Genomic DNA, 15,502 nt, shown 5'->3' on the forward strand with positions numbered 1-15,502 from the left:
CTCGTACTTACCGGCCGGAAGCCGCCTACAGCCCCGCCGCCTTCACCACGACCTCCCCCGCCGCCGTCCGCGAGTACAGCACCGACCGCCCCGCCCGCCGCCGCTCCACGAGCCCCGCGTCCAGCAGCACCCGCAGATGCCGCCCCACCGAGCCCAGCGCCTGCCCGGTCACGGCGGTCAGCTGGCTGGTACTCATCGGTGACCCGAGCAGCATCAGCACGTCCGCCCGCGAGGGACCCAGCAGCGCCCCCAGGCTCTCGGGAACCGGCTGCCCGCCATGGTCGGCGAGGGCGCCCGAGCACGGGTAGACGATGGCGTACCGGTCCGGCTCCTCCCACGACACCCACCCGCTCTTCGCCGTGACCGGCATCAGGAGCAGCTCCGCGCCGGAGATCTCGCGCGGCGGATACTCGTGCAGATTGACCTGTAGCCGGTTCTCCCCGAGCCACCGCGTCCGCCCGGGCCGCAACGCGTCCAGCACGGCCGCCCAGCCGCCCTGGCTCACCCGCGCGGTGCGCGCGACCACATCGGCCTCCAGCACGCGCCGTCGCCGCGCCCAGTACGGCCGTACGGTCTCCTCCCAGACGTACTCCAGGACGCGCGCCGCCCGCTCGGGCAGGTCGTCGCGCTCCAGGGCGGCGGGGAGCGGTCCGGCGAGCGAGACGCGCAGGTCGGCGCGCGCGTCCTGCGGCGAGGTCGCCCGCACCCGGGCGACGGTCTCCGCGAACGACTCCCGGTCCGTCTGGGTCGGGCAGAGGAAGTCGGCGATCCAGGCCCGCCCGAGCCCGGCCCGCACCAGCAGCCCGGTGACCGGATCGTCCGCCAACAGCCGCCGGTACGAAGGGAGATGCTCCCGCAGCCACACCTCTTCACCGGGGTGCGTGGCGACCCCGGAGTGCAGCAGTTTCAGCGAGGCGAAGGTCTCCGCGAACGACGACACCACGAACCGGCTCCGGGCAAGGGTGTCCGCGTTGAGCTGCCACAACCCCATGCACACCCCCCCGTGTTTCGCGTCCGCGCGAAAGAATAGAACCCCCGCCCGCGCCCCCGCAGACTCCCCGCATGCGCAGCTACCGCGAGCTCTTCCGCACCCCCGAATACACCCCGTTCTTCTTCTCCTTCGCCGCCCAGAACGCGGCCCTCACGATCAGCGGCCTGGCGCTCGCCACCCTCGTCTACCAGGCGACGGAGTCCCCGTTACTGTCCGCCGTGAGCATGTTCGGCCCGCAACTCGCCCAGATGCTCGGCGCGACCTTCTTCCTCTCGGGCGCGGACCGCCTGCCCCCACGGGTCACCCTGACCGGCATCAACACCGCCTTCGCCGTCTGTACGGCGGTCCTCGCCCTCCCCGGCCTACCGATCGGCGCGGTCTTCGCCGTCGTGTTCCTCCAGGGCCTGATCGCCTCGCTGGGCGGCGGGGTGAGCGGCGGCCTCCTGAACGAGATCCTCTCCAAGGACGGCTATCTGCTGGGCCGTTCGGTCTTCAACATGGCCTCGGGCCTGATGCAGGTAACAGGCTTCGCAACAGGCGGAGCCCTCCTGGCCCTGCTCTCCCCCCGCACCTGTCTCCTCCTCGCGGCGACCCTGTACGCGACGACGGCCCTCGTCCTCCGCCTGGGCCTGACAGCCCGCCCACCCCGCGCCGCGGGCCGCCCCTCCGTCGCCGCGACCTGGCACACGAACGCCCTCCTGTGGTCCTCCCGCCCCCGCCGCCTCACCTACCTCGGCATGTGGGTCCCCAACGGCCTCATCGTCGGCTGCGAATCCCTCTACGTCTCCTACGACTCCGGTTCCGCCGGCGTCCTGTTCGCGAGCGCGGCCCTGGGCATGTTCGTCGGCGACCTGACCCTGGGCCGCTTCGTACCCCGCACCCTGCGCGCCCGCCTGGACATCCCCCTCCGCCTCCTCCTGGCCACCCCGTACCTGCTCTTCGCCCTCCATCCGGGCCTGCCCTGGTCCGCCATCGCGGTCTGCGTCGCCTCCATCGGCTACGGCGCGAGCCTCGTCCTCCAGGAACGGCTGATGGAACTAACCCCCGACGAACTCGCGGGCCACGCCCTCGGCTTGCGCTCCGCGGGCATGCTCACGATGCAGGGCGTGGGCGCGACGATCGCGGGCACGGTCGCCCAACTCACCTCACCGGCAACGGCGATGACCTTGGTGGCCGTGGCGTCGGTAGCGGTGACCCTGGTGCTGGCGGTGCTCGGCTGGCAGGTGCGGAGGGAGGTCGCGGAGGTGCAAACGGCCTGAGGGGGAGGGGAGTTGGGGCGGGCGGGGAGTCGGGGCGCCCGGCGGGAAGGGGGAGAACCGTGTCGGGCGCCCCGCCGTCTTCCTTGCGTCGGCCACCGCATCGTCACGCACGCCGAGGGAGCCCCCGTTGACCCCCGAGCCGTCACCGCCCCAACCACCCGAATCCGCCGCCCTGTTGAGATTCCTCACGGCGGCCCCGGAGCAGCGACCCCACCTCGCCCCACGCGTAACGGACGCGGTCGGACCCGAGACCCTGGAACGGATCGTCCAGGCGACCCTGACCCGCACCGGCCGCCCCGTCACCGTGACGGACAGCCCCGACGGCCTGCTGGTGACCGGTGAGCAGGGCCAGGTGCGCGCCTGGGCCCGCGCGGCACCGGACGGTGAACTGACCGCCCTGTACCTCGAAGGCACCCGCCACGCCACGCCCCGCAGCCGCCGACTCCGCCTGCCGTACGGCCTGTTGGCCCTTCTCCTCGCCCTCTGGAACGTCCTCGCCCTCTGGACGGCCCCCGACCGCACCGCCTGGTTCACCGACCTGACGATCCTCGCCGCCTGCTACGTCCTCGCCGAAGGCCTCGGCGCCCCCGCCCAACAGCCACGCCTCCCGCGCCGTACCGTCGAGGCGGGAGCCGCCGTAGCCGCCCTCGTCTCCGCGTCCCGGCTGCCCGGACTGCCGTCGGGGCACGGCGAGTTGGGGCTCGCGAGCGCGGCCGTACTCCTGATGGCGCTCGTCGTGCTGGTGGCCGTCGCGCGGACGCACTCCTGGCGCGCGCCTCTCTCGCAGCCGCTGACGTTCCCGCTGGAGGGCATCTGGTACGTCGTCCAGGGCGGCGGCCGGCCCCTCAACCACCACGCCCGTGTGCCCGAACAGCGGGGCGCGGTCGACCTGGTGGGGCTGGGCCGCTACGGCACCCGTACCCGCCGCGACCGCGAACTGACCGCGTTCGCCGCCTACGGGCGGGCGCGCCCGCTACCAACCCGCCTACGGGAACCACGTGTTCATCGACACCGGGCGGGAGATCGTCGAACTGGCTCATCTGCGGCCGGGTTCACTGGCGGTGTGCCAGGGGGACATGGTGCGCGTGGGTCGACCCATAGGCGAGACAGGCAATTCCGGCAACACCACCGAGCCCCACCTCCACCTGCACGCGGAGCGTGACGGGGTCGGGCTGGACCTGCGGTTCACGGGGATGGCGGGGCGGCTGTACCGGGGGAGGGTGATCCGTGCCTTTCCGTGACCGCGGGCATCCCTTGACAGCGTCCGTACTGTTTCGCGACGTTTGAGCCCTGCCGAACTGTTCGTGTCTCGTCGTACCTTGGGATACGTAGGCAGGACGCGGACGACGCGTCGTGGGGGAAATGTGGGGGGACGGTCGCCCATGCGATCCATGCGATCCGCCGGCAAGGCGGACATCACGATCCACAGACCGGAGGAGCTCACCACCACGCTCCGCCAGGCCTGGCACAAGGCGATGGACGAGTCGCCGGACTACGCGAACCCTTTCCTGGCACCGGAGTTCGCGGACGGTGTCGGCCGCCACCGCGGCGGCGCGCAGGTGGCGGTTCTGCACGAGGGCGGAGAGCCGGTCGGCTTCTTCCCGTACGAGCGCAACCCCGTCGGCGTCGGCCGGGCGATCGGCCTGGGCCTCTCCGACTGCCAGGCCCTGGTGCACCGGCCCGGTGTCACCTGGGACGTCCAGCAACTCCTGCGGGCCTGCGGCCTGTCGGTCTTCGAGTTCGACCATCTCGTCGAGGAACAACAGCCGTTCGGCCGCCATGTCACCGGCACCTTCGCGTCCCCGGTGATCGACCTGAAGGACGGCGACGGCGAGGTCCCCTACCCCGAGTGGCTGCGCGGCGCGTACCCGGGCATCGCCAAGACGACCCTGAAGAAGGAACGCCGCCTCGGCCGCGACCTCGGCGAGATGCGCTTCGTCTACGACGAGCGCGACCCCAAAGTCCTGCACACGCTGATGCGCTGGAAGTCGGCCCAGTACCGCAGGACCGGCCGCATGGACCGCTTCGCGCGCCCGTGGATCGTAGACCTGGTGGACCATCTGTTCCACGTCCGCGAGGAACACTTCACCGGCATCCTGTCGGTCCTCTACGCCGGGGACCGCCCCGTGGCGGCCCACTTCGGCCCGACGTCCCGCACCCTGTTCGCCGCGTGGTTCACGGCGTACGACCCCGAACTCCGGTACTACTCACCGGGGTTGATCATGCACCTCAGGATGGCCGAGGAGGCGGGCCGGCACGGCGTACGTCTCATGGACCTGGGCCGCGGCGACAAGGAGTGGAAGGACTGGCTCAAGACCCGCGAACTGCGCGTCGCCGAGGGCTTCGCCACCCGCCCCCACCCGGTGGCGGCGGCCCACCGCCTGTGGCGCCGCCCGGTCCGCGGCCTGCGCAACACGGTCCTGGCCCACCAGTCCCTGCGCGACCCGGCGGACCGCCTCCTCAAGACGGTGGGCACGCTGCGCACGACAGGCAAGGTGCCGCCGAAGAAGTGACGGCGCAGTACGTCATTACGGGGCCCTCGACCTTCCGGTCCAGGGCCCCGGCCGCGCTCCTGATGCCTCCCCCGTCACCTGTACGACAGGCGGTCGTGGTAGACAACGCCGATGATGGTCGGGGCTGTTGTGCCCGGCCCGCGGGCGACCGCGCGACAACAGGAAGGGGAAACCGTGCTTCTGAAGACCTTCCGCTGGTCGTTCGCGGTCACCGCGCTCGGCCTGGCCCTGGGAGTCTGGTACGGCGGCTGGACGGCGTTCGGCGTCATCGCGATCCTGGCGGTCCTGGAGATCTCGCTGTCGTTCGACAACGCGGTGGTCAACGCCGGGATCCTGAAGAAGATGTCGGCCTTCTGGCAGAAGATCTTCCTCACGATCGGCGTCCTGATCGCGGTCTTCGGAATGCGCCTCGCCTTCCCGGTCGTGATCGTCGCGGTCACGGCGAAGAAGAACCCGTTCGACGCGGTCGACCTGGCCCTGACCGACAAGGACCGCTACCAGCAGCTGGTCACCGACGCCCACCCGGCGATCGCGGCCTTCGGCGGCATGTTCCTGCTGATGATCTTCCTCGACTTCATCTTCGAGGAGCGCGACATCAAGTGGCTCGGCTGGCTGGAACGCCCCCTGGCCAAGCTCGGCAAGGTCGACATGCTGTCGGTCTGCATCGCCCTGATCGTCCTCCTGATCACCTCGTTCACCTTCGCGGCCCACGCCCACCAACACGGCGGCGCCCACGCGGACAAGGCCCAGACGGTCCTGATCTCCGGCATCGCCGGCTTGATCACGTACATGATCGTCGGCGGCCTCTCGGGCTTCTTCGAGGACCGGTTGGAGGCGGAGGAGGAACGGGAGCGGGAGAGCGAGCGCTCGGCGGTGGTGCTGGCAGGCCAGGCCGCGTTCTTCATGTTCCTGTACCTCGAAGTCCTCGACGCCTCCTTCTCCTTCGACGGCGTGATCGGCGCGTTCGCGATCACGAACGACATCGTCCTGATGGCACTGGGGTTGGGCATCGGCGCGATGTATGTCCGTTCCCTGACGGTGTACTTGGTCCGCCAGGGCACGCTCGACGACTACGTCTACCTGGAGCACGGCGCGCACTACGCGATCGGCGCGCTGGCGGTGATCCTGATGGTGACCATCCAGTACCAGATCAACGAGGTCATCACGGGACTGGTGGGCGTGGTGCTGATCGGCTGGTCGTTCTGGTCTTCGGTGCGGCGGAACCGGGCGTTGGCGGAGACGGGGGAGGGGGCGGCGGAGCCTGCCGATACGGCGAGGGTTCCCTAGCTGCCACTCCATACCCCCTACTCCACGGTCAGTGGAACCAGACGACGAGCCGCACGTTCTCCGCGCCGTGGAGTCCGCCCAGCGTCCGCATGACCTCCCACGTGGGCCGCCAGTAGCTGGCGTCTCCCGCGACCGCACGACGGCTGCGCGTGCCGGAACTGTCGGTCTCGTCCCAGTCGGCGCCGGCCGGTTCCTCCCCGGTGATCCAGGTGGCGCCGTGGACACCCGCGTCGGCCCCGCCGTACCCGGCGAAGGTGGCGCGCACCTCGTCGGACGCGTCCACCGGCAGCCCCCGCCCCTCGGCCAACGGCCGGAACCCGAAGGAATTGCGCACCCCGAAGAGACAGGCGAGCGCGTCGTAGGCGTTGCCGGTGTGGAGAACGATCAGATCGATCGCGCTCACCCAGACGGAGTCCTCGTCGTCCACGCCCCAGATCCGGGCGCCCGGCCTGCACTCGATCATTCCGCTCACATCGGTGGACATGCTCGGATTGTGGCGGGCGGGGGTGCTACCTGATTCCCGGCGGATTCCGGGGCGGGTGACGAGAACAGATGTCTGCCGACGGCCATGCGTCCTTCATACAGACCGGGACTTCTCCGTGCCGTCGACGACGGCCGATGGCCGGGGCAACGCGCTCGGCATGATCTACCGTAGGCAGCAAGTGACGCTGTGCATACGGAAGTTCCTCAACGGATGACCAAGACGGGGGCTGTGGTGCAAACCGGGTTTGTCGACCGCGTGGAGCACATGGACGAGTTGCGTTCGCTGACGGCGGACTTGATCGCGGAGCGTGGTGGCCGGGCGATCGTGGTCGACGGTGCGTCGGGCATGGGCAAGTCGGCGCTGCTTCGGGCCTTTGAGGCAGAGGTTGGCTCCTCCCGCAGTCCAGGCGGGTGCCGCGTCGTGTCCGCGCGTTGTCAGCCGTCGATCGGATCGGGACTGCAGTACGGAGCGATCGTCGAGGTCCTCCTGCAGTTGGCCGCAGACCAGGAGGTCAAACAGCCGGGTGTCATCCGCAGGCTGTTGAGCTTCACCGGTCAGGGTGTTGTCCGTTCCGCGCCGGAGGTGCTGTCCGCGATGGTGCCCGGACTGGGGGCGCTGTTCACCCTCGGCAAGGAGGTCGCGGAAGCGTCCCTCGCCTCGGGATCGATGCCGTTCGACAGCCTGCTGCCTTTCCAGCAGGGAGCGGCCGTACAGATCGTGGACGCCCTGCTGGCTCTCGTACGGCAGGGCCCGCCCACCGTCGTGCTCATCGACGACATCCAACACAGCGATCCCAGCAGCCTGTTGGTCCTCGACCGGTTGCTGCGGCGGCTGCCAGGAGAACCGTTCGGCCTCGTCCTCAGCCACACCACGGACGGCGCCTACGCCGACGGTCCTGGCTCGGCGGTCGAGGAACTGCTGCACGACTGGGCGAAGAGTGGCCTGCTGCGACGGCGGGCGCTGGCGGGCCTGCCACAGGACGCCGTCGCGGAGCTGGTGCGTTCCCGGCACCCCGAGGCTCCGCCGACTCTCCCGGAACAACTCAGCCGGCTGACCTCCGGCCACGCTGTCTTCGTCACCCTCTGTCTGGAGGAGTGGCGCCCGGACTCTGGGCCCGTCATCGAACTGCCCGGCAGTCTGTCGCGTGTAGTGGAGGACCGTCTCCGGCTCCTCACCGAGCCGGACCGTGAGCTGCTCACGATCGGGGCGACCCAGGGTGAGACGTTCTTGTCACGGACCGTCGCCGAGGTCAGCGGAGCGTCGCACGACGAAGTGATGGAGCGGCTACGACTCGTCGCCACCCGGCACCGGCTGATCCTGCCGGCGCAGCCTCCCGAATGGGCGCGAATGGACGCGTCCGACGGCTACCGGTTCGTACACAGTGCCCTGTGGGGTGTGGTGGTCAACCGGCAGACCCCACAGCAGATGAGGTCTCGGCACGCCCGTATCGCGGCGGCCCTCACCTCCGGCCCGGTGGACGGGATGCCGCTGGAACGCCGGCTGGAGATCGCCCGGCATCTCCGCGAGGGCGGTACTGAGTGTCTGCTCGCCTCGGCCGAGGTCCACTACGGGCTGGCCCGGGACGCGGCGATGGACGGACTCTCCTTCGCCGAGGCGGAACGGCACTGCGAAGAAGTGATCAAGGCGGTCCATGACCTGCCGCAGCAGGAGAGCCGGGACCGGTGGCTCATCCAGGCCGTGGAACTGCTGCTGTCGTTGACCGAAGTGCGGTGGCGCGGCCAGCACCGGCCGGCCGGCGGGCCGGACATCGATGCCCTGGCCGCCGAGGCAGAAGCCGCGGCCAAGCGCTGTGGATCGCCCGGGCCGGCGATCCGTACGACGCTCCTGCGGGGCAAGACCCTGCTGGCGACCCAGGGCCTGGTGCCGTCGCTGGAGAAGTTGCGCGAGGCTGTCGAACTGGCCGAGCGGCACGGCGATCCGGTCGCCCTCTTCGTGGCCCGGGTCGAATACGGGCGGCAGGTCTCCAAGCGACGGCTCGCCGACGGCCTGGCCCAACTGCTGGAGGCGGAGCGGATGTACGCCTCCGCCCCGCGCCTGGGCGACAGGGCCGACCCGGTTCTCCAGCACGCGCGCAACCTGGGAGAGATGCAACTCGGCATCACCCTCTTCGACAGTGGACACCTCAGCGACGCGCTGACCAGGCTGACCCGCTGCGTCCAGCGTCTGCGGGACGAACCGCTGAAGGCCGAGCTGCCCATAGCTCTCAATTACCTGGCGCAGGTACACACGGGCGTCGGCTCGTACCGGGACGCCGAGGAGGTTCTGCGCGAGGCTCTCGACTTCGAGGCCGGCCGGGGCGGTGACAGCGGCTGGCACGCCTACAACAAGGCACTGCTCGCCCACCTCCTCGTCCAACGGCCGGCAAGCCGTGACCAGGCCCTGGAGCTGATCGCCGACGCGTGGGCCGAGACGGAGCGGACCTGGTTGGCCAACCTCGTTCCCATCGTCCGCAACCTGTACGGAGAGATCCTGCTCCTCGCCTCGGACGCATCCGGGCAGTTCCTGGATCAGGCGGACCGCTTGGCGGTGACCACCTGTGTCGAGACCCGTCGCAGCGGCATGATCCGCAGCGAGATCGCCGCGCACTCCCTGCGCAGCCGCGTCCTGCTTCGGCAGGGCGACACGGCAGGTGCCCTGGACCAGGCCCGACAGGCGGTTCGCATCCTCGACGAGGTCGGGGACATGCCCGCTCTCCGCACGGAGGAGGTCCTGTACAGGTCTGCCGTGGTGCAGGCCGCTGGGGGAGTACGTACCGAAGCGCTCGCACTCCTCGACCGGGCCCGGCGCGAGGTCGCCCGCAAGGCGGACATGATCACCGACGACTCACTGCGCGATCGATTCCTCACGCAGGTCCCGCTCAACAGCGCCATCCTCGACGGCGAAGGGATCGGTCAGTGACCAGGGAGGACGGTCGACGAGGGGTCATGCCGGCAGGTGGCAGACTGGAACCGCCATGCTGACCATCACCAAGGAGTTCCACTTCTCGGCCAGCCATGTCCTCGACCGGCTCCCGAGCTGGCACCCCTGCGCCCGCATGCACGGCCACAACTACATCGTCGTACTGGAACTGTCCGCGCCCCTGGAAGACCTCACCGAGGCCGGATTCGTCCGTGACTATCGCGAACTCGATGCCTTCAAGAAATGGATGGACGAGACCCTCGACCACCGTCACCTCAATGAGGCGATGGGGGGGGGGTATCTCGCCCTCGGCCGAGAATCTGGCCGTATGGATCTTCGACCTCTGGACCGACCGTTTCCCGGAACTGACAGCGGTCAAGGTCTCCGAGACCCTCAAGACATGGGCGGAGTACCGGCCGTCGCGATGAAGGGCGAGTACCCCTCCCCGCGCTCCGTGTGCGGAGGCAGGCTGGCGGACGCACGCTGAAGCCATGAACAGCCGGATCCCGCCAGGCCCTCCGAACGGGCCACTGCAGCCCCCGGGCCACGGCGACAGCACCCGGTCGGAGCCACGTCCCGCGCGCCCCCACTGGAAGATCCTCACCCATGCGGGCGCGGCTCTCGTCGGTCTCTTCGTCGGCGTGCCGATCGGCGTCACGAGCAACTCCAGCACCAACAAAACAGCCCCTTCAGCGGCGGTCACCGTGACAGCGACCACCATTCGCGAGGCCACCGACAAGGCGTTCACCACCACCGGCTGCAAAGCCTGGAAGAAGATCAGCTAGCAACCAGAACGAGTTCTCCGTCCTCTGATGGGACCCTGGGCACGAGGTGTGGCCACCCGAGAAGAAGCACACCTGACTGCGTCCGCACACCGGCTGTGCGCCCGCTCGTCGTCGCCCTCTCACAGGTTCGAGCCCCGCTCCCCATGCTGGCGGGCTTGAATTTGAACCCTGGGTTCTCAAGTCCACTTGCATCAGCGCAACGAGCCCGTAACTGAGGTAAATACAAGGTCAGCGAGCCTGTGCCCCCACTCAAGGAGACTTGAAAACGGGAGCTAACTTTTCAAGTTTTTGCCGCTAAAGTTGAATTTCATGGAGACCTCTAGCCTCGCGCAGTCGCCCATCGGCTCCCTCGTTCCCATCACTGGGTTCGATCCGCGCAACCAGCGCGAGTACAAAGCGCACGCCTTCCTCCCCGACCCGCTTCCGGATGAAGTGGTGCTGAGTGCCAAGACCTACATGGCTGTGACCCGGGCCACGAGCATGGTCGCTCGCGCCGACCAGGCCGTGACCCAACTTCCCAACCCTGATCTGCTGGCGCGACTGGCGCTCCGCCGCGAGGCTCTCAGCACCTCTGCCATCGAAGGCACCTACGCGGCGATGGAAGACGTCCTCAAGGCCGACTTCGAGGATGTGTCCAGCATCAGCCCAGAGGTCGCCGAGATTCAGAACTACGTCAGAGCCGCAGAGGCTGCAACCGAATGGATCAAGGATCGTCCCGTCACGATCTCCTTGCTGGAACACCTGCAGGGCATCCTCGTACGGGGGACCTCCAGTGACACCAGCCAGGCCGGCCATGTACGCACCACGGATGTGTTCATCGGCTCCAAGACTGCCCGTGTCGAGGATGCCCGCTTCATCCCCTGCCCTCATGGCCTTCACCTGCGAGACGGGCTGCTCCAATGGGAAGGCTGGATCAACAAGTCAAGTGATGACATGCCGCTCTTGGTGCGTATGGCAATCGGCCACTACCAGTTCGAGACGCTGCACCCCTTCAATGATGGGAACGGCCGCCTAGGCAGGCTCGTCGCGATGCTTCAGCTGATGTCCGCCGGAGAGCTCGCGCTTCACGTCATCGCACTGTCACCTTGGCTGGAGGCACGGCGTACGGCCTACCAGGAGCAGCTCTTCGAAGTCAGCGCTACAGGAGACTTCGAGCCATGGATCAACTTCTTCTGTGAGGCGGTCACCGCGCAGGCCAGAGAAGCGGTCGAGCGGGTCGGAACGCTCGTCAACCTGAAGAAAGGCATGCTCGACACTCTCCACCAGGCAGGCTCCAAGGGCATCACCCGACGCATCGTCGAGGATCTGGTCGGCTACCCCATGCTCACGATCACCTCTGCCGCCGAGCAGTACTCCGTTAGTTACCAGGCGGCGAGCAACGCAGTGAACAGACTCGTCAGCCTTGGCCTGCTTCGCCAGTTCTCTGAAGGAAAGTACGGCCGAATCTTCATCAACGATGCCGTGCTGCAGGTCTTGGTTGGTTGAACTATCTGGCTGGTCGGGACAGCCCGGACGCTGCCACATACGCCTGAAGGCGTTCCCGTTCCCGGCCCGACGCAGGAACTCCGCGATGTCCTGCAGCCCGTACGCCCGGCCGCAGGCAGTCAACATCCGCACCCATCCGCGCGGACGGCGGCTCCGAATCAGAGGTGAGGGACACGGAGCGGTGCCCTTGCCCGTCGCCCGGCTGTGGCTGGGACGCTCCAGCCGGGCGACGAGAGACGTGCACCCGACCGGGTCGCAACCCGGCCGTACGCCTCCCCTGAAAGTCGCCGGCGCGGCATGCTCGCCCCCTGCCAGCAACTGGTCTCAGGGGGCAGGGTGTCGAGCTACAGCGACGTGCAGAAGGCCGTACGCGTCGAGAAGTTCCGGATCTGGTTCGCGTGGGTGTCCGGCGGCATCATCATGTTGATCATCGCCAACGGCACCAAGAACATCGCGATCCTCGGCATCATCACCGAGGTGCTGTTCCTCGTCGGCGGTGTCCTCTTCACGATCACCGCGGTGCGCATGACGAACGTCCTCAACCGCAAGGCCGAGGCAGCCCGCAGGGAAGTACTCGGCGACCTGTAGACACAGTGCCCGACCTCCAGGGGCATGTTGGCGACACCGATTGCACGCAACCTCCTACGCAGTCGAATGCCTCCGCGCAATTCTCCTCAATCTCCCTGCGCGGTGCCTCCCATCCGGCCCCTCCTGGGCACTCAACCCACGGGCACCAGAGGGAGCTTGGCCATGGCCTGCATCGTCATGGACGCGGAGGACATCGCGCTGCTGCGGAACGTCCTCGACGGCGAGTAGTTCGTCCGCATTCCGCGCGAACTGCTCACCCGCTTCGCCCCCAAGGAGTAGACGGCGTGCCGGAGTTCATCGACGACAGTACCTTCGGCACTCACTTCGAGACCTTCGAGCGCACAGCGTGGCGACTGGAGGCCCGTCGCGGTTACGCCTCCGATCGCCAGAGCGCGCACTGGGCACGTTGGAAGGCAGGCGAGGACGTCGGCCACGACCCGTCCAGCGCGTGGCGGGAGAACATCCAGCGCCGGACGACAGCGGGGAAGCGGATCGAGCGCATCCGCCTCGTCGAGGACCCGCCCACCGAGGGACAACTGTTCCTTCTCGCCCCGGCTCCGAGCAACGAGACGGCTGGCGAGGACATGCGGAACATGTGGTGTGCGGACGCCAACCGCCTCGGAGGACCGACGGTCGACTTCTGGCTCTTCGGCGACCAGCCGCGCCCTGGTGCTCCACTTCGACGATGCTGACGAATACCTCGGCGCCGAGCTCGTTGAAGACCCCGTGTGCATCGCGGAGTTCATCCGGATCCGGGATGCCGCCTGGCCTCATGCGATCCGGCGCAGGGACTTCGCGGCGCAGTGGCTTCGAGTGTGTGAGCATCGACTACCAGCAGGCCCGTGAGGCGCTCGGTGCGCGGCTTCGTGAGCTGCGCACCGAGACCGGGCTGAACGGCAAGGGCTTCGCCGGACGCCTCGGCTGGCAGCGCTCGAAGGTTTCCCGCCTGGAGAACGGTAAGCAGACCGAGGTCGACGCCGAGACGTGGGCCCAAGGCGCTGAACGCCCCGACGTCGCAGACGAGTTGCGGTGCGCTTCATCGCCATGACGCGAGCGCGCGACCTCCTTTGGCTGGGCGGCATCCGTAGCTGAACGCGAGTTCGCGGAAAGTGTTGCGGAGGCCGGTCAGGGGCTGCTGCGCGGGTGTAGTCCGAGCCCGGGATCCTCGCCGGGTGATGCTGATCCTTTAGGCGATATTTGGTCGATCAGCTCCCTGGCCACCCAGGCAAACGGCCCCGGACGGATAGTCCGAGGCCGGATGGAACGCCTCTCTGGGAGGAAGAATCACCAGGTCAGCGACATAAAACACTGTGCCCTCGGCAGGATTCGAACCTGCGACACCGGCTTTAGGAGAGCCGTGCTCTATCCCCTGAGCTACGAAGGCGGGACCGATCGCCCCGGAAGGCGGTCCAGGACAGGGTAGCGGATTTGGGCGGGACGCTTCGGTGGGGGAGGGCAAGGCAGGGATGGGCTCCCGGCTCAGGACGCCGACAGCCGTGTGAAGCGCCCCGCCACCCGCACGTCCGCCTCGATGGCGGTCGCCGTCGCGGTCAGCTCCGGCAGGATGTCCCGGACGTACTCCTCGACCGTCCGCCCGGTCACATGGGTCGCCGTGTTCAGGGCGGCCACCACCCGGCCCGTGCGGTCGCGGACCGGTACCGCGATCGAGCGCAGGCCCGCCTCCAGCTCCTCGTCGACCAGGGCGTAGCCCTGTGACCGGACCGTCTCCAGGGCGGCCTCCAACGCCACCGGATCCGTCAGCGTGCGAGGGGTCAGCGCACGCAGCTCACCCAGGTGCGGGCGTTCCGCCGGCGGTCTGTCCGCCAGCAGCACCCGCCCCAGTGCCGTCGCGTACGCCGGGAAACGTGTGCCGACCGCGATGTTCACACTCATCACCCGGCTCGTGGCGACCCGGGCCGTGTACTGGATGTCGCCGCCCACGAGGATCGCCAGGGACGCCGACTCGTGGATGCGCGAGGCGAGGGCGGTGAGGTGGGGGAGCGCCAGCTCGGGGAGGGTCGTACGGGAGAGGGGCGGGAAGCCGAGGGACAGGACCCGGGGGGTGAGGGCGAAACGGCGGTCGCCGGACGTGGCGATCAGGCCCAGGTGCTCGTACGTGATCAGCGCCCTGCGGGCCGTCGCCCGCGCCAGGCCCGTCGCCTGGGCGACCTCCGTCAGGGTCAGTTCGGCGCGGCCCTCGCCGAACGCCGTCAGGACCGTCAGACCGCGGGCCAGGGACTCCACGAACTCCCGGCCCAGTTCCTGTTTCGAGGCCCCCGTCCAGGTCGCGAGTCCGGAGGGGGCGGCGACGGGTTCCCCCTGGGATGCCTCGCGCAGGTCCGCCGCCAGGTCCTCCTCCATCGTCCGTACCGCCGAACGCAGCCTCGGCAGAAGGGAGTTGCGCAGATCCTCCGCCGTGTGCCGGCTCGTGTGGCTCACGACGCTCGCCACGCACGCGATCGTGCCGGTACGCGGGTCCCGTACGGGCACGGACACCGCCACCAGCCCCGGTTCGATCAACTGGTCGTCCAACGCCCAGCCGTCCTGCCGCACTTGTACGGCCCACCGCTCGAAGTCGGGTCCCGGCGACGGCCGTTCGGGAACGGCCGGGAAGCCCTCGTCCCTCGGATCCGCAGCCCGCCGCTCCCGCCAGCGCCGCCACTCCCGCTCTGTCCACTCCGTCGCGAACAGCGGTCCCGGCGCGGTGCGTTCGGCCGGGAGCAGGTCGCCGATGCGGAAGCTGAGGGACATCGCGCGGCGGCGGGTCGCCTGGTGGATGAAGCGGATGCCGTCCCGGTCGGCGACCGCGAGCGACATCGACTCGTCCAGCTCGTCGGCGAGGGCGTCCGCGCGGGCGTCGAGGAGGGAGGGCAGGCGCAGGGCGGCCAGGTAGGCGTTGCCCAGTTCCATGATCCGAGGGGTGAGAACCGCGTCCCGGCCGTCGAGACGGACGTACCCCATGCGCGCGAGCGTCGCGGTGATCCGGTCGACCGTGGAACGGGCGAGCCCGGTGGCCCGTTCGAGCCCGCTGAGGCTCAACATGCCACCCGCCTCGGTCAGTTGACGCACCACCGCGACCCCACGGATCAGCGGCGCGACCGCCTCGGCGGGCATGGGTTCGGCGAGCGGGCGGGCGTCGGCGGTGTCTGCGGGCATCGATTCTCCGGTACGGCGGTCTCGGCAGCCCTACG

General features: G+C 69.0%; 13 protein-coding genes, 1 tRNA gene and 3 pseudogenes. 12 read left to right on the forward strand and 5 right to left on the reverse strand.

From position 1 onward, the window contains the following. Positions 1–25: 25 nt before the first annotated feature. A complete protein-coding gene (locus SPR02S_RS13090; RefSeq protein WP_019057420.1) occupies positions 26–991 on the reverse strand; it encodes an ArsR/SmtB family transcription factor in 966 nt (321 codons plus the stop codon). 71 nt (positions 992–1,062) lie between these two features. On the opposite strand from SPR02S_RS13090, the gene SPR02S_RS13095 reads away from it, so the two are divergent. Beyond that, on the forward strand, positions 1,063–2,250 hold the full coding sequence (locus SPR02S_RS13095) for an MFS transporter (RefSeq protein ID WP_019057421.1): 1,188 nt from the start codon (positions 1,063–1,065) through the stop codon (positions 2,248–2,250). Between the two features lie 142 nt (positions 2,251–2,392). Here SPR02S_RS13095 and SPR02S_RS60100 read toward each other — a convergent pair whose 3' ends face one another. Next, positions 2,393–3,013, reverse strand: a complete 621-nt coding sequence (locus tag SPR02S_RS60100) for a hypothetical protein (RefSeq protein ID WP_078622880.1) — start codon at positions 3,011–3,013, stop codon at positions 2,393–2,395. A gap of 235 nt (positions 3,014–3,248) precedes the next feature. Here SPR02S_RS60100 and SPR02S_RS60105 point away from each other — a divergent pair, with 235 nt between their 5' ends. The 3 genes from SPR02S_RS60105 to SPR02S_RS13110 all read left to right on the forward strand — a co-directional run bounded on the left by SPR02S_RS60105 (position 3,249) and on the right by SPR02S_RS13110 (position 6,050). Further along, positions 3,249–3,491 carry a M23 family metallopeptidase gene (locus SPR02S_RS60105; protein WP_078622881.1) on the forward strand — a complete coding sequence of 81 codons (243 nt, stop codon included), beginning with the start codon at positions 3,249–3,251 and terminating at the stop codon, positions 3,489–3,491. A gap of 150 nt (positions 3,492–3,641) precedes the next feature. Further along, complete coding sequence (locus SPR02S_RS13105; RefSeq protein ID WP_019057423.1) at positions 3,642–4,763, forward strand: GNAT family N-acetyltransferase; 1,122 nt, start codon at positions 3,642–3,644, stop codon at positions 4,761–4,763. A gap of 174 nt (positions 4,764–4,937) precedes the next feature. After that, positions 4,938–6,050, forward strand: coding sequence for a DUF475 domain-containing protein (locus tag SPR02S_RS13110; protein ID WP_019057424.1), 1,113 nt, complete (start codon positions 4,938–4,940; stop codon positions 6,048–6,050). Positions 6,051–6,078: 28 nt separating this feature from the next. On the opposite strand, the gene SPR02S_RS13115 is transcribed toward SPR02S_RS13110, so the two are convergent. Beyond that, positions 6,079–6,534 carry a hypothetical protein gene (locus tag SPR02S_RS13115; protein WP_019057425.1) on the reverse strand — a complete coding sequence of 152 codons (456 nt, stop codon included), beginning with the start codon at positions 6,532–6,534 and terminating at the stop codon, positions 6,079–6,081. Between the two features lie 210 nt (positions 6,535–6,744). Here SPR02S_RS13115 and SPR02S_RS13120 point away from each other — a divergent pair, with 210 nt between their 5' ends. The 8 genes and pseudogenes from SPR02S_RS13120 to SPR02S_RS13155 form a co-directional block, all read left to right on the forward strand. Next, complete coding sequence (locus tag SPR02S_RS13120; RefSeq protein ID WP_019057426.1) at positions 6,745–9,453, forward strand: AAA family ATPase; 2,709 nt, start codon at positions 6,745–6,747, stop codon at positions 9,451–9,453. Between the two features lie 55 nt (positions 9,454–9,508). Further along, positions 9,509–9,881, forward strand: a pseudogene (locus tag SPR02S_RS55655) (6-pyruvoyl trahydropterin synthase family protein). 63 nt (positions 9,882–9,944) lie between these two features. Further along, positions 9,945–10,238 carry a hypothetical protein gene (locus tag SPR02S_RS13130; RefSeq protein ID WP_019057427.1) on the forward strand — a complete coding sequence of 98 codons (294 nt, stop codon included), beginning with the start codon at positions 9,945–9,947 and terminating at the stop codon, positions 10,236–10,238. Positions 10,239–10,547: 309 nt separating this feature from the next. After that, positions 10,548–11,723: a Fic family protein gene (locus SPR02S_RS13135; RefSeq protein ID WP_019057428.1), complete on the forward strand. Its 1,176-nt coding sequence runs from the start codon at positions 10,548–10,550 to the stop codon at positions 11,721–11,723. 336 nt (positions 11,724–12,059) lie between these two features. Beyond that, positions 12,060–12,311 carry a hypothetical protein gene (locus tag SPR02S_RS13140; protein WP_043258259.1) on the forward strand — a complete coding sequence of 84 codons (252 nt, stop codon included), beginning with the start codon at positions 12,060–12,062 and terminating at the stop codon, positions 12,309–12,311. 102 nt (positions 12,312–12,413) lie between these two features. Beyond that, positions 12,414–12,539, forward strand: coding sequence for a hypothetical protein (locus tag SPR02S_RS65705; protein ID WP_266858064.1), 126 nt, complete (start codon positions 12,414–12,416; stop codon positions 12,537–12,539). Between the two features lie 56 nt (positions 12,540–12,595). Beyond that, positions 12,596–13,157: pseudogene (locus SPR02S_RS55660) on the forward strand (DUF6879 family protein). Then, positions 13,129–13,341, forward strand: a pseudogene (locus SPR02S_RS13155) (helix-turn-helix domain-containing protein); the annotation flags it as partial. The pseudogenes SPR02S_RS55660 and SPR02S_RS13155, both read left to right, overlap by 29 nt. A 281-nt stretch (positions 13,342–13,622) precedes the next feature. On the opposite strand, the gene SPR02S_RS13160 reads toward SPR02S_RS13155, so the two are convergent. Both SPR02S_RS13160 and SPR02S_RS13165 read right to left on the reverse strand, forming a co-directional pair. After that, positions 13,623–13,695 (reverse strand) — tRNA-Arg (locus SPR02S_RS13160). A 95-nt stretch (positions 13,696–13,790) separates the two neighbouring features. Then, positions 13,791–15,467: an IclR family transcriptional regulator domain-containing protein gene (locus tag SPR02S_RS13165; RefSeq protein WP_019057433.1), complete on the reverse strand. Its 1,677-nt coding sequence runs from the start codon at positions 15,465–15,467 to the stop codon at positions 13,791–13,793. Between the last annotated feature and the right edge of the window lie 35 nt (positions 15,468–15,502).

The organism is Streptomyces prunicolor NBRC 13075, from assembly GCF_000367365.1.
Lineage (GTDB): Bacteria > Actinomycetota > Actinomycetes > Streptomycetales > Streptomycetaceae > Streptomyces > Streptomyces prunicolor.

Coding starts and splice junctions, on each gene's coding strand:
- SPR02S_RS13090 (WP_019057420.1), bottom strand. CDS start 991: ATGGGGTTGTGGCAGCTCAACGCGGACACCCTTGCCCGGAGCCGGTTC.
- SPR02S_RS13095 (WP_019057421.1), top strand. CDS start 1,063: ATGCGCAGCTACCGCGAGCTCTTCCGCACCCCCGAATACACCCCGTTC.
- SPR02S_RS13105 (WP_019057423.1), top strand. CDS start 3,642: ATGCGATCCGCCGGCAAGGCGGACATCACGATCCACAGACCGGAGGAG.
- SPR02S_RS13115 (WP_019057425.1), bottom strand. CDS start 6,534: ATGTCCACCGATGTGAGCGGAATGATCGAGTGCAGGCCGGGCGCCCGG.
- SPR02S_RS13120 (WP_019057426.1), top strand. CDS start 6,745: ATGACCAAGACGGGGGCTGTGGTGCAAACCGGGTTTGTCGACCGCGTG.
- SPR02S_RS13130 (WP_019057427.1), top strand. CDS start 9,945: ATGAACAGCCGGATCCCGCCAGGCCCTCCGAACGGGCCACTGCAGCCC.
- SPR02S_RS13135 (WP_019057428.1), top strand. CDS start 10,548: ATGGAGACCTCTAGCCTCGCGCAGTCGCCCATCGGCTCCCTCGTTCCC.
- SPR02S_RS13165 (WP_019057433.1), bottom strand. CDS start 15,467: ATGCCCGCAGACACCGCCGACGCCCGCCCGCTCGCCGAACCCATGCCC.